The sequence below is a fragment of the Variovorax sp. AC103 genome, from assembly GCF_979254005.1.
Window position 1 is genome coordinate 31,694 of sequence record NZ_CEEDFC010000019.1, and the last position, 19,329, is coordinate 51,022.

Consider the following 19,329-nt stretch of genomic DNA (forward strand, 5'->3'; position numbering starts at 1 on the left):
TCACCGCTGCGGGAGCCGTCATGAAGATCCGTTTGTCTGCCATCGCGGCCTGCATCATGGCCGGCGCCATCGCGTGCCCCGCCTTCGCGCTCGACTTTCCCTCGCGCAAACCAGGCCTGTGGGAGATACAGACCGGGGACGGCACGGGCAAGGCCCAGGGCCCCGCGGGCAGCCACACCATGCAGCAGTGCATCGACGCGGCCAGCGACAAGGCGCTGCGCGACATGGGCCAGGGCATGGGCAAGGACATGTGTTCGAAGCAGGAGCTGCGCGCCGACGGCGGCAAGCTGGTGATGGACTCGGTCTGCAAGATCGGCAACACCACCGCCACCTCGCACGCGGTGATGAGCGGCGACTTCAACACCGCCTACCGCATGGAAAGCAAGTCGAGCTACAACCCGCCGCTGATGGGCCGCGCCGAAGGCACCAGCGTCATGGAAGCCAAATGGATCGGCCCCTGCAAGGCCGACCAGAAGCCGGGCGACATGGTCATGTCCAACGGCATGAAGATGAACGTGCTCGACATGATGAGCGGGCGGCCGAAGAAGCCCTGAAGAAGCGCGCCAGGTAGGCGCCGGACCACAGCGCATCGCGGCTGCAGCGCGGCGGCGCGAAACCCGGGCTGCGCCTAGGATGGCGTGCCATGCCCGCACCGCAAGAAGAACTCGTCGTCGCCCGGCCCGAAGGCCTGTACTGCCCACCCGGCGATTTCTACATCGACCCCTGGCGCCCGGTGGGGCGCGCGGTCATCACGCACGCGCATTCGGACCACGCCCGCGTCGGGCATGCGCACTACCTCGCCCACACCGACAGCGAAGGCACGCTGCGCACGCGGCTCGGGCAGGACATCAACCTGCAGACCTTGCCCTACGGCGAGGCCATCGAGCACCACGGCGTGCGCGTCTCGCTGCACCCGGCCGGCCATGTGCTGGGCTCGGCGCAGGTGCGGCTCGAACACGGCGGGCGCGTGTGGGTGGCTTCGGGCGACTACAAGACCGAGCCCGACGGCACCTGCCCGCCTTTCGAGCCGGTGCCTTGCGACACCTTCATCACCGAGTCGACCTTCGGGCTGCCGATCTACCGCTGGCCCACGCAGTCCGTGCTGTTCGCGCAGATCGACGCGTGGTGGCGCGCCAATGCGCAGGCCGGGCGTGCCTCGGTGCTGTTCTGCTACGCCTTCGGCAAGGCGCAGCGCATCCTGCATGGGGTGGACGCGAGCATCGGGCCGATCGTGGTGCATGGCGCGGTGGAGCCGCTCAATGCCGTGTACCGCGCAGCCGGCGTGGCCCTGCCGCCGACCTTTCGCGTGAGCGACGAAGGCGTGGACGCCGCGATGCTCAAGCGCGCGCTGGTGCTCGCGCCACCTTCGGCGCAGGGCACGCCCTGGATGAAGCGTTTCGGCAACTACGCCGATGCCTTCGCCAGCGGCTGGATGCAGCTGCGCGGCACGCGCCGGCGGCGCGGCGTGGACCGCGGCTTCGTCATGTCCGACCACGCGGACTGGCCCGGCCTGCAGCAAGCCATTGCCGGCACGGGCGCCGAACGTGTGTTCGTCACGCATGGCAGCGTGCAGGTGATGGTGCGCTGGCTCACGGAGAACGGGCTGGACGCGCGCGGCTTCAAGACCGAATACGGCGATGAAGACGACCAAGAAACTCCCTCCCCTTCCGGGGGAGGGCTGGGGAGGGGGCCAGCGGCGCTCGATGGGGACGCCGCCAGCCCCCATCCCGACCTTCCCCCAGTGGGGGAAGGAGCCAATACATGAAGGCCTTTGCCGCGCTGTACCGTGACCTCGACGCGAGCACGTCGAACCTCGCCAAGCAGGCTGCGCTGCAGCACTATCTGCGCGAGGCCGACGCTGCCGATGCCGCATGGGCGGTCTACTTTCTGGCCGGCGGCAAGCCGCGCCAGCTCGTGCCCACCAAGCTCCTGCGCCTGCTCGCTCAGGAATCCGCGGGCCTGCCGGAGTGGCTGTTCGACGAAAGCTACGACGCCGTGGGCGACCTCGCCGAGACCATCGCGCTGCTGCTGCCGCCGCCCAGCGAGACGCACGACCTCGGCCTTGCCACCTGGGTCGAGCAGCACCTGTTGCCCCTGCGCGAAGCCGCGAAGACCGCGCCCGAGCAACTGGCCGACCGCCTGCGCGCGCAGTGGCGCCAGCTCGCGGCCGAAGAGCGGCTGGTGTACTTCAAGCTCATCACCGGCGCCTTCCGCGTGGGCGTGTCGAAGCTGCAGGTCACGCAGGCGCTCGCCGCCGTGGGCGGCATCGACGCCAAGCGGGTCGCGCAGCGCCTCATGGGCTACACGCACATCGGCGCGCGGCCGCTGCCAGGCGACTACAGCGCGCTGGTCGCGCCGGAGTCGGGCGAAGAACAGGTGCAAAAGACCAGCGGGCAGCCGTACCCCTTCTTCCTGGCGCATCCGTTCAACCTGCCGGTCGAGCAGTTCGACGCGGTGCTCGGGCCGCCGGCCGACTGGGTCGTCGAGTGGAAGTGGGACGGCATTCGCGCGCAGCTGGTCAAGCGCGCCGGCGTGGTGTGGGTGTGGTCGCGTGGCGAGGAGCTGGTGACCGAGCGCTTCCCCGAACTCGCCGTGCTGGGCGAAGCCCTGCCAGACGGCACGGTGCTCGACGGCGAGATCGCCGTGTGGCGCAAGGACGAAGCTTCGCCGGGAGGCGAAGGCAAGGTCCAGCCCTTTGCCGAGTTGCAGCGGCGCATCGGCCGCAAGACGCTGGGCCCCAAGCTGCTGCGCGAGATTCCGGTGGTGTTGCTGGCCTACGACCTGCTCGAATGGGAAGGCCGCGACCTGCGCACCTTGCCGCAGTCCGAGCGCCGCGCGCTGCTCGACGAGCTGGTCACGCGCATGCAGCACCCCTCGCTGCTGCCGAGCCCGATGCTCGTGGGCGCCGACTGGAACGACCTTGCACGCCAGCGCGAAGCGGCGCGCACCATGGGTGTGGAAGGGATGATGCTCAAGCGCCGCGACGCGCAGTACGGCGTGGGCCGCACCAAGGACGTCGGCGTGTGGTGGAAGTGGAAGATCGAGCCGCTCAGCATCGACGCCGTGCTGATCTACGCACAGCGCGGCCACGGCCGCCGCGCAAGCCTCTACAGCGACTACACCTTCGCGGTGTGGGACGGCCCGCCCGGGCAGGAAGGCCGCAGGCTCGTGCCCTTCGCCAAGGCCTATTCGGGTCTGACCGACGCGGAGATGGGGCGCGTCGACGCGGTCATCCGCAAGACCACGGTGGAGAGCTTCGGGCCCGTGAAGAGCGTGAAGCCGACGCTGGTCTTCGAGCTGGGCTTCGAGGGCATCGCGCGCAGCACGCGGCACAAGAGCGGGATCGCGGTGCGCTTTCCGCGGATGCTGCGGTGGCGGGAGGACAAGCCGGTGGCGGAGGCGGATACCTTGCAGACGCTGGCGGCGTTGTTGCCTTCATGAACGATCCGGTGGAGCCCGAATTTCTCCCTCCCCTTCCGGGGGAGGGCAGGGGTGGGGGCAAGCGGCGTATCAAAGACCAGCCGCCTGTCGAAGGCCCAGAGCCCCCATCCCAGCCTTCCCCCGGAAGGGGAAGGAGCAAATCCAGCAAGACAGTGGAGCCGGGTGACCCCGATTTTCTCCCTCCCCTTTCGGGGGGGGGCAGGGGTGGGGGCAAGCGGCGTGTCCGGAGTGAGCCGCAGCTCGATGAGGGCCGCTTGCCCCCCTCCCAGCCTTCCCCCAGCGGGGGAAGGAGCAAGACAAGGGTCAAGGCGGCGCTCGACGCTTGGTTCGCCGCGCGCGAGTGGAAGCCTTTCAAATTCCAGCGCGAGGTCTGGAAGGCCATCGCCGAAGGCAAGTCCGGCCTGCTGCACGCCACCACCGGCGCGGGCAAGACCTATGCGGTGTGGCTCGGCGCCTTGCTGGCGTTCTCCAGGGCCCGAAAGCAGGGCGCCCTCAAGCCGACACCGATGCCGCTCACCGTGCTGTGGCTCACCCCCATGCGCGCCCTTGCCGCCGACACCTTGCGCGCCCTGCACCAACCGCTCGAAGCGCTGGGCGCCGACGTGCATCCGTGGAGCGCGGGCGCCCGCAGCGGCGACACCTCTTCCGCCGAACGCAGCGCGCAGAACAAGCGCCTGCCCACCGTGCTCGTCACCACGCCCGAGAGCCTCTCGGTGCTGCTCTCGCGCGCCGACGCGCGCGAGGTGCTCGGCGAGGTGCAACTGGCCGTCGTCGACGAATGGCACGAGCTGCTCGGCAACAAGCGCGGCGTGCAGGTGCAGCTTGCGCTCGCGCGCCTGCGGCGCTGGAACCCGGGCCTCGCGGTCTGGGGCATGTCGGCCACGCTGGGCAACCTGCAAGAGGCGATGCATGCCCTGCTGGGTCATGAAGACGGCGTGCTCGTGCAGGGCCAGGTGCCCAAGAAGCTCGTCATCGATTCGCTGCTGCCCGGGCGCGCCGAGCGCTTTCCGTGGGGCGGCCACCTCGGGCTCACGATGCTGCCGCAGGTGATCGAGGAAATCGCCACCAGCAAGACCACGCTGGTCTTCACCAACACGCGCTCGCAGTCGGAAATCTGGTACCAGGCCCTGCTGGAGGCGAAGCCCGAATGGGCCGGCACCATCGCGCTGCACCACGGCTCGCTCGACCGCGAGGTGCGCGAGTGGGTCGAGCTGGGCCTGAAGAGCGGCGAGCTGAAGGCGGTGGTCTGCACATCGAGCCTGGACCTGGGCGTGGATTTTCTGCCGGTGGAGCGCGTGCTGCAGATCGGCTCGCCCAAGGGCGTGGCGCGCCTGCTGCAGCGCGCGGGCCGTTCGGGCCATGCGCCGGGGCGGCCGTCGCGCATCACGCTCGTGCCCACGCACAGCATCGAGATGGTCGAGGGCTCGGCCGCGCGCACGGCCATTGCGGCGGGGCACATCGAGGCGCGCCATTCGCCCGACCAGCCGCTGGACGTGCTGGTGCAGCACCTGGTGACGGTGGCGCTGGGCGGCGGCTTCGTGCCCGACGAGCTGTACGAGGAAGTGCGCGGCACGGCGGCGTACCACAACCTCTCGCGCGAGAGCTGGCAATGGTGCCTCGACTTCGTGGCGCAAGGCGGCGCCTCGCTCGCAGCCTATCCGGACTACAGGCGCGCCGTGCCCGATGCCGACGGTGTCTGGCGCGTGCCCGATGCACGCCTGGCGCGCCGCCACCGCATGAACATCGGCACCATCGTGAGCGATGCGAGCATGTCGGTGCAGTACCTGGCGGGCTCGAAGATCGGCAGCGTCGAAGAAAGCTTCGTCGCGCGCATGAAGCCCGGCGACTGCTTTCTCTTCGGCGGCCGGCTGCTCGAGCTGGTGCGCATCCACGACATGACGGCCTGGGTGCGGCGTGCCAGCGGCAAGCGCGCGGTGGTGCCGCGATGGAACGGCGGTCGCATGCCGCTGTCGACCACGCTGGCCGATGCGGTGGTGCGGCAGCTCGCCCTGGCTGGAGAAGGCAAGTACGAATCGCCCGAACTGCAGTGCGTGCGGCCGCTGCTCGAGATCCAGCAGCAGTGGTCGGCGCTGCCGACGCCGCAGACGCTGCTGGCCGAGACGCTGATGACGCGCGAAGGCTCGCACCTGTTCCTGTATCCGTTCGCCGGGCGGCATGTGCACCTGGGCCTGGCGAGCCTGCTGGCATGGCGCGTGGCGCAGCACGAGGCGCGCACCTTCTCCATCGCGGTCAACGACTACGGCTTCGAGCTGCTCAGCGCGACGCCGGTCGACTGGCCCACGCTGCTGCCGCAGGTGCTGCGCCTGCCGGAAGGGGAAGGAGAGGGCGACGACGCCCACGCCGCGCTGCTGCACGAGGTGCTGGCCTCGCTCAACGCGGGCGAGCTCGCGCAACGGCGCTTTCGCGAGATTGCGCGCGTGTCGGGGCTGATCTTCCAGGGCTACCCCGGCGAGAAGCGCAGCAGCAAGCAGCTGCAGGCGTCGTCCTCGCTGTTCTGGGAGGTGTTTCGCAAGTACGACCCCGGCAACAAGCTGCTGCAGCAGGCCGAGCAGGAGCTGCTGGCACAGGAGCTGGAGATCGGCCGGCTGCGCGCGAGCCTCGTGCGCATGGCCGCTCAGGCGCTGGTGCTGAAGCCGCTCGCGCGGCCGACGCCGTTCTCGTTTCCGCTGATGGTCGAGCTGTTCCGCGAGAAGCTGTCCAACGAGAACGTGGCCGACCGCATCGCGCGCATGGTCGAGCAGCTGGAGAAGGCCGCGGGCGGCGTGGTCACGGCCGGCGGTGTCGAGCGGGTGAAGGGAACGCTGGCCTTCGGGCAGGAGGGGCTTGGCAAGGGGCGAGGCACGCCGCCGGCGCCACGGCGTGAGCGACGCCGCAAGCCGTCACGGCCCCTGCCTCCGTTGTGAGACGGCGGCAAGGCGTCGGCGAGCCGCTCAGCCCGCACCGTTCGCCTTCACCCAGCGCACGATGTCCGCCGCGCCCATTGCGCCGGCCTGCCGCGCCACTTCGCGCCCGCCGCGGAACAGTGCCAGCGTGGGGATGCTGCGGATGTTGAAGCGCGCGCCCAGCGCCTGCACGGCCTCGGTGTCGACCTTGGCCAGCCGCACCTGGGGCTCGAGCTGGGCCGCCGCCTGCTCGTAGCCCGGCGCCATCTGGCGGCAGGGACCGCACCAGGGGGCCCAGAAGTCGACCAGCACCGGGATGTCGTTGCGCGCGATGTGCTTGTCGAAGGTGGCCGCGTCCGCCAGCGCCGTCGAGTGCCCGGTGAACAGCGGACGGTGGCAGCTGCCGCAGTCGGGCGCACTGCCCAGCTGCGCCGCGCGCACGCGGTTGGTCGTGTGGCAATGCGGGCAGACGATGTGCAGCGCTGGCGACTCGGCTGTGGTTTGGGCGGTGGTTTCGGCGGTCATGGCAAAAAGCTGGGGGCCGCGAGGGCGAATTGCAAGGCGTGCGCCGGCCGGGGCGGCTTTTGCGACACTGGCTGGCAGTGAGCTCTTCTCTTTCTTCCACGACGCCGCTGCCGGTGCAGTGGGCCGGCGAATCGTTGTGTCTGTTGCCCGAACGCGCCCTGTGGTGGCCCGCGCAGCACACGCTGTTCCTGGCCGACCTGCACCTCGGCAAGGCCGCGACCTACCGCGCGCTGGGCCAGCCGGTGCCGGGGGGCACCACGCAGGAGAACCTGGCGCGGCTCGACGCGCTGATCGCCCGCCATGCACCCAGGCAGATCGTGTTCCTCGGCGACTTCCTGCATGCGGCGCAGGCGCGCACGGTGCTCGCCGCCGTCGAGGCCTGGCGCGCGCGGCACCCCGACGTCGCGATGACGCTGGTGCGCGGCAACCACGACAGCCGCGCGGGCGATCCGCCGGCCGCGTTGCGCATCGACGTGGTCGAGGAGCCCCATCTGATGGGCCCTTTCGCCTGTTGCCACCATCCACAGGCGCATGCCACGCACTTCGTGCTGGCGGGACACCTGCATCCGGCCTGCAAGCTCTACGGGCCGGGGCGCGACAGCGTGCGATTGCCGTGTTTCGTGAGCGATGCGCAGCAGGCCGTGCTGCCGGCCTTCGGGGAGTTCACGGGCGGGTGGCTGATGGAGGCGGCGCCGGGGCGGCGCTTTCACGCGGTGGGCGGCTCGGCCGTGTGGGCGCTGCCGGCAACGGACTGAATGTCTTGCTCCTTCCCCCTCTGGGGGAAGGCTGGGATGAGGGCAGGCAGAGCGCCCGGTGGAAACGCCGCTTGCCCCCACCCCAGCCCTCCCCCAGCGGGGGAGGGAGAAAGTCAGGGCTCCTCTCCCGGAAGGGGAGGGCGCAAGTCAAAGCTCCTCTCTCGCTCTGGGGGAGGGAGAGATTCAAAGGGTCAGAGCACGACCGGTTCGTCCGGCAACTCGTTCACATCCAGCTCGCCGTCGCCCAGCGGAAAGTGTTCCACCAGCAGGGCCGAGATCTCTTCCAGCGCCTGCGTCAGCCCGTCCTCGAAGCGGCCTTCGCGAAACGCCGCGCCCATGCGCTGCGTCATCGCGGCCCACGCCGCATCGTCGACGTGCGAATGCAGGCCCCGGTCGGCCACGACCTCGATCGCGTGCTCGGCCAGCAGCAGGTAGATGAGCACGCCGTTGTTGTGTGCCGTGTCCCACACGCGCAGCTTGCCGAACAGCATGACCGCACGCTCGCGCGCCGAGGCATGGCGCCACAGGTACGACATCGGCAGGCCCGCCTCGACGCAGATGCGGACCTCGCCGCTGTGGCGCCGCTCGCTGGCAGCCACGCGGCCCGTCAGGCGCTGCATCACGGCCTCGGGCAGGGCGCGGCGCACCTCGGACTCGTCGATCCAGCGATGGCGCCAGATGCGGCCCAGCCTGGAGAAAAGGGTTGCGTCGGTTGCCATCGTGTTCACCCGTTCTTCACCAGTTTCCCGAGGCGCCGCCGCCGCCACCACCCGGCCGCCCCGCGGCCGCCACCAGCGTGATGATGAGCGCGATCACCCCCGCAATCGCCGCGATGGCGATGCTGGCGGTGATGAGAAAGACGACCAGCCCGACGCCACCGCCCACCACCACCGTGCCCAGTTTCTTGCCGAGGATGGCCCGCACGATCGGCGCGCCGATGAACACGCCCACGAACAGGAACAGGCCGAAGTGCTGCAGGAAGCCGAAGATCCCTTCGTTGCCGTAGCCGCTCGATTCACCCGTGTCGCGCGAAGGCGCCGGCAGCGGCTCGCCGTCGACCAGCCCGATGAGCCGGTCCACCGCGGCGTTCAAACCACCCGCAAAGTCGTTCTGGCGAAAGCGCGGCTTCATCTCCTCGTCGATGATGCGGCTGGCCGCCAGGTCGGGCACCGCGCCTTCGAGCGTCTTGGCCGTGGCGATGCGCATGGCGCGGTCGTTCTTGGCCACCACCACCAGCAGGCCGTCGCCCACGCCCTTGCGGCCGATCTTCCAGGTGTCGCCCACGCGCTGCGTGTAGCCGGCGATGTCTTCGGGCGCGGTGGTCGGCACCATCAGCACCACGATCTGCGAGCCCTTGCGCTGCTCGAAGGCCGCGAGCTTGGTCTCCAGGCCGTTGCGCTGGGCGCTGTCGAGCGTCTGGGTCTGGTCGATCACCCGCGCCGTGAGCGCGGGCACCGGCAGCAGGCCTTGCGCCAGCGCGGGCAGCCCGGCCCAGGCAAAGGCCGTCAGAAAGAACGCGGCCAGCGTGCGGCGGAACAGGGCGGCAACGGCCATCGGTTGCGGCTCTTACTTCTTCGGTGCGCTGAAGTCGACGGTGGGCGGGGTGGAAATCTGCGCCTCGTTCTGCACCGTGAAGTTGGGCTTGGGCGCGTAGCTGAAGATCTTGGCCGTGATGTTGGTCGGGAAGCTGCGCGCGAGCACGTTGTACTCCTGCACGCTCTCGATGTAGCGGTTGCGCGCCACGGTGATGCGGTTCTCGGTGCCTTCCAGCGTCACGCGCAGGTCGCGGAACGCCTGGTTGGCCTTCAGGTCGGGGTAGCGTTCCGACACCACCATCAGCCGCGACAGCGCCGACGAGAGCTCGCCCTGCGCCTGCTGGAACTTCTGGAAGGCCTCGGGGTTGTTCAGCGTCTCGGGCGTCACCTGGATCGAGGTGGCCTTGGCGCGCGCCTCGATCACCTTGGTGAGCGTGTCCTGCTCGAAGGCGGCCTCGCCCTTCACGGTGGCGACGATGTTGGGCACGAGGTCGGCTCTGCGCTGGTACTGGTTGAGCACCTCGCTCCAGGCCGACTTGCTGGCCTCGTCGAGCGACTGGAAGTCGTTGTAGCCGCAGCCGCTCAGCGACACGACCGCCGCAAGGATCAGGAACCAGCGCTTCATCATCATTTGCATTACCTCCGCAGAAGAGCCGGAAGTTAGCATAGGACGTCGCTCGCCCCCAGGCTTCGCGCACTTCGTGTCGCTTCTCCTACCCCCTGGCGGGAGCAACACCTGCAGCCCGGCAAAGCCGGTTCCGCGGTGTTTCGCGAAAAGGTTTCGATGGCTTTCACTCTTATGGCGTCTTCTCCGATCAGTCCTCTGCATGCCCTGCAGGCCGCGAACCGTGCAGGTTTGCCTGTTGCTTCCTCGGCCTTCGGCACGCTGCTGATCGCTGGTGCCACGGGCGCCCTGGGGGCCGAGTTGCTGCGCCGGCTGGCGGGCAGCCACCGCCATGCGCACACCCGTGTGCTCGCGCGCGAGCCGATGCGCGACGGGCTGCGCGGTGTCGAGACCTGCCTGAGCCCGGCGCTGCCCATCGCGCAATGGCCGCTCACGTCCGCCCACACGGCCGTCGTCGCCTTCGACCCGCCGCGCCTGTACCACGACCGCGAACGCGCGCTGTGGGTGCCCGAGCCCTCGGATCTGCCCGCGCTCGCGCGCTGGCTGCATGCCTGCGGCGTGCGCACGCTGGCCATCGTGCAGCCGCACGACCAGGGCCGGCTGCCCGAGGCGCTCAAGCGCGGGCTGGCCAGCCTCGACGAGCAGGCGGTGGTGGCCTGCGGCTTCGAGCGCGTGATCCTCGTGCGCTCGGCGCGCAAGCCGGCGAATGCCAAGTTCGCCAATCCGCTGGAGCGGCTGGCCGCATGGATGCTCTCCGTCGTGCGCTTCATGGTGCCGAGCAGCGAGCAGCCGGTGCGCGCGTCGAAGGTGGCGGAGCTGGTCGACCTGGCGCTGCGCATCGCGCCGCCAGGCGTGCACGTGGCCGCGCCCGAGCTGGTGTGGCAGGCCGCGCAGGGCGACATGCAGGGCGTGGCCGAGCGCTGGCTCGGCACGACTTAGGCTTGGGCTCGGCCCCAGGCTGCGCGCACGTCGTGTCGCTTCTGCTTCGCTCTGCCGGGGGCAACACCAGCGGCCCGGCAAAGCCGGTTCCGCGGTGTTTCGCGGCACAGCAGGACGCTGCTTCCTACGCGCGCCACTGGCGCAGCAGCTCGCCCGAATCGACCACCAGCCCCAGGTGCAGCGACACCATCGCCAGCGCCGCGCCTTCCAGGTGCGCATCGGTGCCGCGCACCAGGTCGCGCAGCACGATCACGCGGTAGTTGTGGTTGTTGGCGTCGAAGGCCGTGTTGAGCACGCAGCAGTCGGTGAAGCCGCCATTGAGCACCACCGTCTCGATGCGCTGGTTGCGCAGCAGAAAGTCGAGGTCGGTCGGGTAGAAGGCAGACAGCCGCCGCTTGGTGTCCACGCGCATGTCGCCGGGCTCGACGCGCGTGACCCACTCGGTCCACTTCGAGCCTTCGATGGCGTGCGCGTCGGCGTTCGGAATTTCGCCCACGTGCAGCGGAAAGGTGCGCCGCCACGCGGCCGGGATGCCGCGCGTGTCGTCCTCGCCGCCGGGCCGCAGCACCGACTTGATGTGCACGATGCGCACGCCCAGCGCGCGCACCTCGTCGTGAAAGCCGTCGATGGGCGCCACCACGTCGCGCGCCCGGGGCGCCGGGCAGGGGCAGTCGGGGCTGTCGTCCAGGTGGCCGCGGTGCATGTCGATGGACACGACCGCGGTGGTGGCCGGGTTCAGGTAGTCGGCGAACTGCGCCGCGTCGAGCTCGCGCTCCTCGTTGTAGACCCAGGCCTTCATCGGCGTTCTTCTCTCACATAGGGTTGGCCCAGCGCGCCGGGCTCTTCGTCGGCGCCGCGCCGCGAGAGCGCGACCCACACCATCACGCCGAGCGTCACCGCGTACGGCGTCATCATCACGAAGTACTGCGGCAGCTGCACGCCGGCCGCGGCCAGCTGGGGAATCAGCGCCTCGATGCAGCCGAACAGCACCGCGCCCACCAGCGCCTTCCAGGGCGACCAGCGCGCGAAGATCACCAGGCCCACCGCGATCCAGCCGCGCCCGCCGGTCATGCCCGCGATCCACAGCTTGGTGCTGACCACCGAGATGTAGGCGCCCGCCAGGCCCACCAGCGCCGAGCCCGCGAGCACCGCCGCGAAGCGCCACGCCGTGACGTTGATGCCCGCCGCATCCGCGGCCTGCGGGTTTTCGCCGACGGCCCGCAGCCGCAGCCCGGTGGAGGTGCGCGCGAAGAACCACGCCACCGCGCCGAAGATCGGCAAGGTGAGCCACACCATCGCGTTCTGCGCAAAGAGCTTGCCCACGCCGGGCAGCATCGACAGCGGCCACAGCGCCATCGCGCCGATGCCCTCGGTGGCGTGGTTGGTCCAGTCGGCCATGGAGCCGACCAGCGAGGTGAGGCCCTGGCAGAAGAACACCAGCGCAAGCCCGGCAATCACCTGGTTCACGCGCAGCCAGATCACCATCACCGCGAACAGCATCGACACCACGCTGGCCGCCAGCATCGCGAGCACCAGCGACACGGCCGGTTGCCCGATGGCGATCTGCGCGCCGATGCCGGCGAGCGCGCCGACCAGCATCAGCCCTTCGGCGCCCAGCGAGAGCACACCCGCGCGTTCGCTGATGATGAGACCGAGCGCAGCGAGCGCATACGGAATGGCGAAGTCCGGCGTGCTCGCGAGCCAGTTGAGGATGACACCACCGCTCATTGCAGAACCTCGCCCCCCACGCGGCGCAGCCGGTGGCGAATGAAGAAGTCGCTCGACGCGACACACACCACGATGATGGCCTGGATCAGCTGCACCATCGAGAACGGAACCTGGTAGAACACCTGCAGGCTGCGCCCGGTGACGAACAGGGCGGCCACCAGCAATGCGACGACCGTTGCCGCCAGCGGGTTGTTGCGCGCCAGGAAGGCGATGAGGATGCCCGAGAAGCCGTAGCCCTGGTAGAAGGCCTGCGTGAGCCGGCCTTCCTGCCCCGCGACCACCGCGAAGCCCGCGAGCCCGGCCATCGCGCCCGACAGCAGCACCGCGCCGTAGATGGTGCGCCGCACCGGCACGCCGTTGGCATGCGCCACGCGCGGATTCGCGTCGACGAAGCGCAGGTACAGGCCCACGCGGCTCACGCTCACCAGCCACCACGCCAGCAAGGCAACAACGCCCGCCAGCAAAATCGCGCTGCCCACGCCGCCACCGAGTTCGGGCAGGCGCTCGAACGCGCGGAACTGCGGCGAGTAGGGGAAGTTGTCCTTCGGGTCCTTCCAGTTGCCGTACACCAGGTGCAGCAGGAAGTTGCCCGCCATGTAGTTGAGCATCAGCGTGGAGATGATCTCGTTGACGCCGAGCTTCAGCTTGAGCCACGCCGGGCCCAGCACCCACAGCAGGCCGCAGGCCACGGCGGCCACGAACATCAGCGGCAGGCGCAGGTTCTCGGGGCCGATCTGCCACATCGAGAGGGTGGTCGCGCCGATCGCGCCCCAGATCATCTGGCCCTCGAGCCCGAGGTTCCAGAAGCGCGCGCGGAATGCGATGGAGCCCGCCAGGCCGACCAGGATCATCGGCGCGGCCTGGAACAGCACGGCGCGAAAGTTCTGCCCGTCGAAGAAGGTCTGCGTGACGAACTCGTTGGCCAGCTCGTCGGCCGGCACGCCGGCGGCCACCAGGATCGCGGCGGAAATTGCGAAACCGACGAACAGCGCGGCCGCGAGGATCAGCGCCTGCCAGCGCCACGCCATGTGCTGGCGGATCTCGAGCGCGTAGCGGCGGCGCGCGAGCGGCTGCATGGCGCGCGGCGCTTCATGAGCGAGAGGAGCGAGAGCAGCGGTGTGGGGGGGCTTGGGTGTGTGTGCCATGTCGGCCGTGAGGGATGCTTCAGCCATGGTCGACCATCGCCTGTCCGATGGCCTGGCGGTCGGCCGGTTGCGCGAATTCACCGGCAATGCGACCGCGTGTCATCACGCCCACGCGGTCGGCCAGCTGCAGCACTTCGTCGAGGTCTTCGCTGATGAGCAGCACCGCGGCGCCGCCGTCGCGCGCGGCCCGCAGCCGCGCGTGCACCTCTGCGCTCGCACGCACGTCGAGGCCCCGGCTCGGGCTGTGCGCGAGCACCAGCGTGGGCGACTTGCCGAACTCGCGCGCCAGCACCAGCTTCTGCGCATTGCCGCCCGAGAGCAGCGCGGCCTTCTGCGCGACCGAGCGCACGCCCTGCACGTCGAACGCGCGCACGGCTTCCTGTGTGTCGCTCTGGATGCGGCCCCGGCGCAGGCGCCACACGGGCCCGTAGCGCCCGGTGTGCACGCGGCCGATGGCGTAGTTCTCGGCCACCGACAGGCCGCCCGCGAGCGCGAGCCCGTAGCGGTCGGCCGGAATGGCGGCAATGCCGATGCCGCGGCGCGCCGAGGCCGCCAGGGTCTTCAGGTCGCCATGGCCCGCGAGGTCGATCTCGCCTTCGGTGGCCTCGCCCGGCAGGCCCATGATCGCGCCCGCCAGCTCGCCCTGCCCGTTGCCGCCTACACCGGCCAGGCCGTAGATTTCGCCGGCGTGCAGCTCGAGGTCGACCCCGTCGAGCACGCGCCGGCCTTCGGGCGAGGCCGGCGTGCGCAGCCCGCGCACCGACAGCCGCACCGGCCCGCGCGCGGCGGCCGAGGCTTGGAAGCCTTGCGCGGCGATCGATTCGCCCACGGTGAGCTTCACCAGTTCGACGACCGATGTCTCGGCGGGCTGCAGCGTGGCCACCGTGCGGCCGCTGCGCATCACCGTCACGCGGTCGGCGTAGGTCTTGACGTCGGCCATCTTGTGCGTGACCAGCACCACCGCGGCACCGGCACGCGCCAGGCCCTGAACCGTCTGCAGCAGGCGTGCGGCCTCCTGGTCGGTGAGCACGGCGGTGGGCTCGTCGAGGATCAGGATGCGCGCGCCCGCGAGCAGCACCTTGAGGATCTCGACGCGTTGTTGTTCGGCAATGGACAGGGCGTCGACCCGCTTCGACGGATCGATGTCGAAGCCCAGCTCCGATGCCTTGTTGCGGATGTCGCGTGCCATCTCGCGCAGGCGTTCGCCGTGGCTCTGGAACTCGGCCGGCGGCGGTGCGGTGAGCAGGATGTTCTGCGCCACCGTGAACGGACGCACCAGCTTGAAGTGCTGGTGGACCATGCCGATGCGGTGCCGTGCCGCATCGCGCGGCCCGGTGAAGCGCACCGCGTTGTCGTCCACCAGCAGCTGCCCGGCCTCGGGCGCGTAGAGCCCGGCCGCGATGTTCATCAGCGAGGACTTGCCCGCGCCGTTCTCGCCGAGCAGGGCGTGCACCTCGCCCCAGCGGGCGGCGAAGTGTGCGTCGGTCAGCGCCGCAAAGCCGTCGAAGGACTTGCGGATGCCGGTGAGTTCGAGCGCGTTGGGCATGGGCGTCTTCGGTCCTGGCTGGCTTACTTCTGCGTGACCACGCCCTTGACGAACCAGTCCATCTTCCACAGGTCGGCGTCGGACAGCACGGCACCCTTGGCCACGCGCTCCTTGCCGTCGCGGTCGGCGAGCGGGCCGGCATAGACCTGCTTGCCCTTCATGATCGCGTCGCGCTCGGCGGTGATAGCCGCGGCCTTGTCCTTGGGAACGGCGGGGCCGAAGCCCGCGATGTCGGTGCCGCCGTCCTTCATCTCGATGAAGGCGCCGTAGGGGGCGGGCTTCCATCCGCCGGCCATCACCTTCTTCAGCTCCGGCGTCAGGAACTTGTCCCACACCCACACCGACGAGCACAGCGTGGCCTTGGGTGCGAACTGGCGCAGGTCGCGGTGGTGGCCGGTGCCGTACACGCCGCGCTCCTGCGCGACGATCTGCGGCGTGGGGCTGTCCACGTGCTGGCCGATCACGTCGGCGCCCTGGTCGATGAGCGCGGCGGCGGCGGCGCGTTCCTTCAACGGGTCGTTCCACGCGCCGGTGTAGATCACGTTGACGGTGGCGTTCGGGTTCATCTTCTGCGCGCCGAGCGCGAAGGCGTTGATGGTCCAGTTCACCACGCCGAAGGGGTTGGCCGCGACGAAGCCGAGCTTGCCGGTCTTCGAGGCCGCGCCCGCGGCCATGCCGCAGAGGTACTGGCTCTCGTAGGTGCGGCCGTAGAACGATTCGAGGTTGGTGCCGTTGGTGGTGCCCGAGCCGTTGAGGAAGGCCACGTCGGGGTACTTGGCGGCGAGGTCCTTGAAGCTGTCGGAATAACCGAAGGCCGTGCCGATCACGATGTTGGCGCCGCGCTGAATGAATTTTTCTGCCGCAGGCTTGATGGCCGAGGCGTCCTCGGGCACGTTCTCGACGAACTGGATCTTCTGGCCGATCTCCTTTTCGATCTTCACGCGGGCTTCGTCGAAGGCCTGCGTCCAGCCGCCGTCGTTCTTCGGGCCGAAGTAGAGCATGGCGATCTTCGGCTTGTCCTTCAGCGTGAAGCCGTCGGCGGCCGCGGCGGGCAACGTCGTGAACAACGCGCCGCCGGCTGCGAGGCTCAGGGCCAGGCCGAGGGTGGTGCCGTGGGAGGGAGTGCGCAGCATGGAGCAACCTTTCGTGAGGAGCATGGGAGGAGACGGGGAAGAAAGAGAAGAAAGCCGCGTGCCGCTACATCATGAAATTGATGCGGAACACGTTGCCCTCGGGGTCGAGCAGCACCGACTGGTACCAGTTGTAGTAAGTGACGTACGGCGCCTTGACGAGCGTGGCGCCGGCCTCCAGCGCCACGGGCACCATGCGGTCCACGTCGGCCTGGCTGTCGACGTCGATGTTCAGCAGGAACTTCACGCCGCGCGTGTCGGAGAACTCGGCCAGGTGCAGCAGCTCGTAGGCGTCGAGCGCGTTGAAGCCCAGGCTCGACTTGCCGGTGTCCAGCCCGCGAAAGATCGGCGAGCGGATCGCCTCGATTTCGGGGAAGCCGAACACGCGCTGGTAGAAGCCGCTGAGCGCGACCACGTCCTTGGCGAAGACGTTGACGTAGGAGAGGTGCGCCATGTGCGTGGGGCCCCGGTCAGGCGGTGGCCTTGGTGCCGCCGAACGTCGTCTGCTTGACGAACTTCGAGGTCAGGTGATCGCCGGAGGAAATGGGCGCGTACTTGGCGCTCTCGCCGGGCGCCAGGCAGCTCGGCAGGCACTCCACCATCGCGTCGTAGTTGGGCTGGTGAAAGAACACCAGCGACTGGCGGCGGTTGGTGCTCGCCACCTCGAACGGCGGGTTGATCACGCGGTGCAGCGTGGACACCCACTGGTCGTTGGTCCACTGCATCATGAGGTCGGCGATGTTCACCACCAGGCCGCCCTCGACCTGCGGCACGTCGACCCACTGGCCGGCCTTGTTGAACACCTGCAGGCCCTTGTCGTCGGGCAGCACGATCGTCAGGCTGCCGTAGTCGCTGTGCGCACCCGCGCGCAACTGGCCGGGCAGCGGCTGCTCGCGCTGCGGCGGATAGCTCAGCACGCGGAACATGCTGATGTGCTCGTCGATCTTGTCGTCGAAGAAGGTCTCCGGCAGCGACAGGCCGAGCGCGAAGATGCGCATCAGCGAGCGAGACAGATCGCTCATGGCGTCGAAGTAGCCTTCGTAGGCTTCGCGGAAACCGTCGATGGGCGGCCAGCTGTTGGGCTCGAAGTGCGGGCCTGCGGCGGGGCCGCGGTGGTAGTCGTCGTTCGGCACGTTCGAAGGGCCGATGGAGAACGACTCCTTCAGGTCGCCGGGCGCCGCCTCTTCCAGGCTGTACGACAGGCCTTCCTCGCCCACCGCGCTGTAGCCGCGCACCGCGTCTTCGCGCGGCCGGTCGACCTTGCGCTTCTCGGCGAGCGGCATGTCGAAGAAGGTGCGCGAGAGCGACGACACGCTGGAGATCAACGCCGGCGGAATGCCGTGGTTGGTGATGACGAGGAAGCCGATGCTGCGGCAGGCTTCGTCGACTTTCTTCGCGACCTCGGCCTTGCCTTCGGCGGTGCCGGCGAAGTAAGGCGCGAGATCGATGATGGGGACGGACAGCAGGGTCATGGCGGGTTCCTCTTGCTTGGCATGCCTTTCGCCATGCAACGTCTGTGCCAGTTGGACCAAATGGACAAATCGCAATCGCCGCGTCAGCATGGTGCGTGGCAAGGCCCTTGCGTCAGCCTGTGAAGGCCGTCGTGGCGCACGGTGATGCACCGTGGCCTTACAGTGGTGCGCAGTACTGAACGAAACCGAAGACCGAGATAGAGAGAGCGAGGGAAGATGCCGAAGACCAAGGCGCTGGCTGCCAACACCAGCAAGGAAGCCAGCAAGGAAAGCCCGGCGCGCAAGCGTACGAAACCCGTGGTGCGCAGCGCGTCAGCGGTGAGCCGCAGGCTGCGCCAGATCGAGGACAAGCGCAGCGCCATTCTGGGTGCGGCACTGGGCCTGTTCTCGCGCTTCGGCCTGCACGGCACGTCGATCGACCAGGTGGCCGCGCGCGCCGATGTGTCCAAGAGCAACCTGCTCTATTACTTCGCGAACAAGGAAGAGCTCTACGTCAACGTGCTGCGCGACTTGCTGGCGCTGTGGCTCGAACCGCTGCGCGGCTTCAGCGCGGAGCAGGACCCGAGCCAGGCCATCGGCGACTACATCCGCCGCAAGCTCGTGATCTCGCGCGACCGGCCCGATGCGTCGCGCCTGTTCTGTCTTGAAATGATCCAGGGCGCGCCGCTGCTGCGCGACGAACTCGACCGCGAGCTGCGCACGCTGGTGGAGCGCAAGTCGGAGGTGATCGCGGCGTGGGTGGCCGCGGGCAAGCTGGCACCGGTGGATCCGCAGCACCTGATCTATGCGCTGTGGGCGATCACGCAGCACTACGCGGATTTCGGCGTGCAGGTGCAGGCGCTGTCGGGGCACACGCTCGACGACGAGGCGTTCTTCGAGAAGACGGTGGAGAACGTGCAGCGCATCATTCTTCAGGGCATCACGCCGCGGTGAGTGCCGCAAGGCGCTGGGTCTTGCTCCCTCTCCCCGAGGGGACATGGGACAACACGGAACGCGCATCGCGCGCGTGGGTTTTCCTTGCCAAGAGAAAAGTCAGTGCTGCGGCGGCACCGCGATCTCGTGATAGCGGCGGTCGAAGTAGATGAGCCCTTGCGCCGCACCGCCGATGGCGATGGCCACCGCCTCGCAGAACAGCACGTCGTGCGTGCCCGCGCTGGTCGCGTGCATCACGCGGCAGTCGAAGGACACGGCCGCGTCGTCGAGCATCGGCGAGCCCGTGGTGTTGCGGCTCCATCGGCCCGCCGCGAAGCGTTCGTCCATCGGCGTCTTGCCGCCGAACAGGGCCGACAGCGACTGGTGCCCCGCGGCCAGCACGTTCACGCACAGCACGCCGTTCGCCTTGAACGCCGGGTACACCGACGCCGAGCGGTTCAGGCACACCAGCAGCGTCGGCGGCTCGTCGGTCACGCTGCACACGGCCGATGCCGTGAAGCCCGCGCGGCCCGCGGGGCCGTCGGTGGTGATGATGTTCACCGCGGCGCCCAGGCGCGCCATCGCATTGCGATAGTCGGCCTTGGGCAGGCCCTGCGGCAGGCCGGCGGGGTTTGATGGAGCAGCGTGGGAGACCATGGCGTTCAACATTGCA

General features: G+C 69.3%; 19 protein-coding genes. 7 read left to right on the forward strand and 12 right to left on the reverse strand.

Translation table 11 applies throughout. The features are described from left to right. Window positions 1-20 precede the first annotated feature (20 nt). From AC0IYU_RS24485 to AC0IYU_RS24500, 4 genes are all read left to right on the forward strand, one after another. Window positions 21-554 (forward strand): DUF3617 domain-containing protein, encoded by a 534-nt coding sequence (locus tag AC0IYU_RS24485; RefSeq protein ID WP_472122102.1) that lies wholly within the window; start codon window positions 21-23, stop codon window positions 552-554. A gap of 89 nt (window positions 555-643) precedes the next feature. Beyond that, window positions 644-1,765, forward strand: coding sequence for a ligase-associated DNA damage response exonuclease (locus AC0IYU_RS24490; protein ID WP_472122105.1), 1,122 nt, complete (start codon window positions 644-646; stop codon window positions 1,763-1,765). Next, window positions 1,762-3,441, forward strand: coding sequence for an ATP-dependent DNA ligase (locus AC0IYU_RS24495; RefSeq protein WP_472122108.1), 1,680 nt, complete (start codon window positions 1,762-1,764; stop codon window positions 3,439-3,441). The genes AC0IYU_RS24490 and AC0IYU_RS24495 overlap by 4 nt, the downstream gene beginning before the upstream one ends. 254 nt (window positions 3,442-3,695) lie before the next feature. Beyond that, window positions 3,696-6,365: a ligase-associated DNA damage response DEXH box helicase gene (locus AC0IYU_RS24500; RefSeq protein WP_472122111.1), complete on the forward strand. Its 2,670-nt coding sequence runs from the start codon at window positions 3,696-3,698 to the stop codon at window positions 6,363-6,365. A 27-nt stretch (window positions 6,366-6,392) separates the two neighbouring features. Here the strand turns inward: AC0IYU_RS24500 and trxC are convergent, their stop codons facing one another. Further along, window positions 6,393-6,869: a thioredoxin TrxC gene (gene trxC, locus AC0IYU_RS24505; protein WP_472122114.1), complete on the reverse strand. Its 477-nt coding sequence runs from the start codon at window positions 6,867-6,869 to the stop codon at window positions 6,393-6,395. A 77-nt stretch (window positions 6,870-6,946) separates the two neighbouring features. Between trxC and pdeM the strand changes: the two genes are divergently transcribed. Continuing rightward, window positions 6,947-7,624, forward strand: coding sequence for a ligase-associated DNA damage response endonuclease PdeM (gene pdeM, locus AC0IYU_RS24510; RefSeq protein WP_472122116.1), 678 nt, complete (start codon window positions 6,947-6,949; stop codon window positions 7,622-7,624). Between the two features lie 191 nt (window positions 7,625-7,815). Here the strand turns inward: pdeM and AC0IYU_RS24515 are convergent, their stop codons facing one another. Genes AC0IYU_RS24515 through AC0IYU_RS24525 form a run of 3 tightly spaced genes read right to left on the reverse strand, consistent with a single transcriptional unit; the run spans window position 7,816 to window position 9,790 of the window. Further along, window positions 7,816-8,343: a TPM domain-containing protein gene (locus AC0IYU_RS24515; protein ID WP_472122119.1), complete on the reverse strand. Its 528-nt coding sequence runs from the start codon at window positions 8,341-8,343 to the stop codon at window positions 7,816-7,818. A gap of 16 nt (window positions 8,344-8,359) precedes the next feature. Beyond that, window positions 8,360-9,178: a TPM domain-containing protein gene (locus tag AC0IYU_RS24520; RefSeq protein ID WP_472122122.1), complete on the reverse strand. Its 819-nt coding sequence runs from the start codon at window positions 9,176-9,178 to the stop codon at window positions 8,360-8,362. A gap of 12 nt (window positions 9,179-9,190) precedes the next feature. Beyond that, window positions 9,191-9,790: a LemA family protein gene (locus AC0IYU_RS24525; RefSeq protein ID WP_435487409.1), complete on the reverse strand. Its 600-nt coding sequence runs from the start codon at window positions 9,788-9,790 to the stop codon at window positions 9,191-9,193. A 153-nt stretch (window positions 9,791-9,943) separates the two neighbouring features. Here AC0IYU_RS24525 and AC0IYU_RS24530 point away from each other — a divergent pair, with 153 nt between their 5' ends. Further along, a complete protein-coding gene (locus AC0IYU_RS24530) occupies window positions 9,944-10,723 on the forward strand; it encodes a hypothetical protein (RefSeq protein ID WP_472122125.1) in 780 nt (259 codons plus the stop codon). Window positions 10,724-10,847: 124 nt separating this feature from the next. On the opposite strand, the gene AC0IYU_RS24535 is transcribed toward AC0IYU_RS24530, so the two are convergent. The 7 genes from AC0IYU_RS24535 to AC0IYU_RS24565 form a co-directional block, all read right to left on the reverse strand. Further along, window positions 10,848-11,522: a cysteine hydrolase family protein gene (locus tag AC0IYU_RS24535; protein WP_472122128.1), complete on the reverse strand. Its 675-nt coding sequence runs from the start codon at window positions 11,520-11,522 to the stop codon at window positions 10,848-10,850. Next, entirely contained in the window at window positions 11,519-12,451 is a 933-nt protein-coding gene (locus AC0IYU_RS24540; protein ID WP_472122131.1) for an ABC transporter permease, read from the reverse strand. Before AC0IYU_RS24540 ends, AC0IYU_RS24535 begins: the two co-directional genes overlap by 4 nt. After that, window positions 12,448-13,527: an ABC transporter permease gene (locus tag AC0IYU_RS24545; protein ID WP_472122134.1), complete on the reverse strand. Its 1,080-nt coding sequence runs from the start codon at window positions 13,525-13,527 to the stop codon at window positions 12,448-12,450. Before AC0IYU_RS24545 ends, AC0IYU_RS24540 begins: the two co-directional genes overlap by 4 nt. Before the next feature lie 88 nt (window positions 13,528-13,615). Then, entirely contained in the window at window positions 13,616-15,142 is a 1,527-nt protein-coding gene (locus AC0IYU_RS24550; RefSeq protein WP_472122137.1) for an ABC transporter ATP-binding protein, read from the reverse strand. Window positions 15,143-15,165: 23 nt separating this feature from the next. Then, window positions 15,166-16,275 (reverse strand): BMP family ABC transporter substrate-binding protein, encoded by a 1,110-nt coding sequence (locus AC0IYU_RS24555; protein WP_472122140.1) that lies wholly within the window; start codon window positions 16,273-16,275, stop codon window positions 15,166-15,168. 64 nt (window positions 16,276-16,339) lie between these two features. After that, window positions 16,340-16,726 carry a VOC family protein gene (locus AC0IYU_RS24560; protein WP_472122143.1) on the reverse strand — a complete coding sequence of 129 codons (387 nt, stop codon included), beginning with the start codon at window positions 16,724-16,726 and terminating at the stop codon, window positions 16,340-16,342. Window positions 16,727-16,742: 16 nt separating this feature from the next. Beyond that, window positions 16,743-17,744, reverse strand: a complete 1,002-nt coding sequence (locus tag AC0IYU_RS24565; protein ID WP_472122145.1) for an isopenicillin N synthase family dioxygenase — start codon at window positions 17,742-17,744, stop codon at window positions 16,743-16,745. Window positions 17,745-17,960: 216 nt separating this feature from the next. Between AC0IYU_RS24565 and rutR the strand changes: the two genes are divergently transcribed. Then, on the forward strand, window positions 17,961-18,677 hold the full coding sequence (gene rutR, locus AC0IYU_RS24570) for an HTH-type transcriptional regulator RutR (RefSeq protein WP_472122148.1): 717 nt from the start codon (window positions 17,961-17,963) through the stop codon (window positions 18,675-18,677). 99 nt (window positions 18,678-18,776) lie between these two features. On the opposite strand, the gene rutF is transcribed toward rutR, so the two are convergent. After that, the gene (rutF, locus tag AC0IYU_RS24575) at window positions 18,777-19,325 is read right to left on the reverse strand and encodes an NADH-dependent FMN reductase RutF (protein ID WP_472122151.1); all 549 of its coding nucleotides are present in this window, start codon (window positions 19,323-19,325) and stop codon (window positions 18,777-18,779) included. Window positions 19,326-19,329 lie beyond the last annotated feature (4 nt).

What these genes read in the sequence shown, in the direction of transcription:
- AC0IYU_RS24485 (WP_472122102.1), top strand. Translation starts at nt 21, where the DNA reads ATGAAGATCCGTTTGTCTGCCATCGCGGCCTGCATCATGGCCGGCGCC.
- AC0IYU_RS24490 (WP_472122105.1), top strand. Translation starts at nt 644, where the DNA reads ATGCCCGCACCGCAAGAAGAACTCGTCGTCGCCCGGCCCGAAGGCCTG.
- AC0IYU_RS24495 (WP_472122108.1), top strand. Translation starts at nt 1,762, where the DNA reads ATGAAGGCCTTTGCCGCGCTGTACCGTGACCTCGACGCGAGCACGTCG.
- trxC (WP_472122114.1), bottom strand. Translation starts at nt 6,869, where the DNA reads ATGACCGCCGAAACCACCGCCCAAACCACAGCCGAGTCGCCAGCGCTG.
- AC0IYU_RS24515 (WP_472122119.1), bottom strand. Translation starts at nt 8,343, where the DNA reads ATGGCAACCGACGCAACCCTTTTCTCCAGGCTGGGCCGCATCTGGCGC.
- AC0IYU_RS24520 (WP_472122122.1), bottom strand. Translation starts at nt 9,178, where the DNA reads ATGGCCGTTGCCGCCCTGTTCCGCCGCACGCTGGCCGCGTTCTTTCTG.
- AC0IYU_RS24525 (WP_435487409.1), bottom strand. Translation starts at nt 9,790, where the DNA reads ATGATGATGAAGCGCTGGTTCCTGATCCTTGCGGCGGTCGTGTCGCTG.
- AC0IYU_RS24530 (WP_472122125.1), top strand. Translation starts at nt 9,944, where the DNA reads ATGGCTTTCACTCTTATGGCGTCTTCTCCGATCAGTCCTCTGCATGCC.
- AC0IYU_RS24535 (WP_472122128.1), bottom strand. Translation starts at nt 11,522, where the DNA reads ATGAAGGCCTGGGTCTACAACGAGGAGCGCGAGCTCGACGCGGCGCAG.
- AC0IYU_RS24540 (WP_472122131.1), bottom strand. Translation starts at nt 12,451, where the DNA reads ATGAGCGGTGGTGTCATCCTCAACTGGCTCGCGAGCACGCCGGACTTC.
- AC0IYU_RS24545 (WP_472122134.1), bottom strand. Translation starts at nt 13,527, where the DNA reads ATGCAGCCGCTCGCGCGCCGCCGCTACGCGCTCGAGATCCGCCAGCAC.
- AC0IYU_RS24550 (WP_472122137.1), bottom strand. Translation starts at nt 15,142, where the DNA reads ATGCCCAACGCGCTCGAACTCACCGGCATCCGCAAGTCCTTCGACGGC.
- AC0IYU_RS24555 (WP_472122140.1), bottom strand. Translation starts at nt 16,275, where the DNA reads ATGCTGCGCACTCCCTCCCACGGCACCACCCTCGGCCTGGCCCTGAGC.
- AC0IYU_RS24560 (WP_472122143.1), bottom strand. Translation starts at nt 16,726, where the DNA reads ATGGCGCACCTCTCCTACGTCAACGTCTTCGCCAAGGACGTGGTCGCG.
- AC0IYU_RS24565 (WP_472122145.1), bottom strand. Translation starts at nt 17,744, where the DNA reads ATGACCCTGCTGTCCGTCCCCATCATCGATCTCGCGCCTTACTTCGCC.
- rutR (WP_472122148.1), top strand. Translation starts at nt 17,961, where the DNA reads ATGCCGAAGACCAAGGCGCTGGCTGCCAACACCAGCAAGGAAGCCAGC.
- rutF (WP_472122151.1), bottom strand. Translation starts at nt 19,325, where the DNA reads ATGTTGAACGCCATGGTCTCCCACGCTGCTCCATCAAACCCCGCCGGC.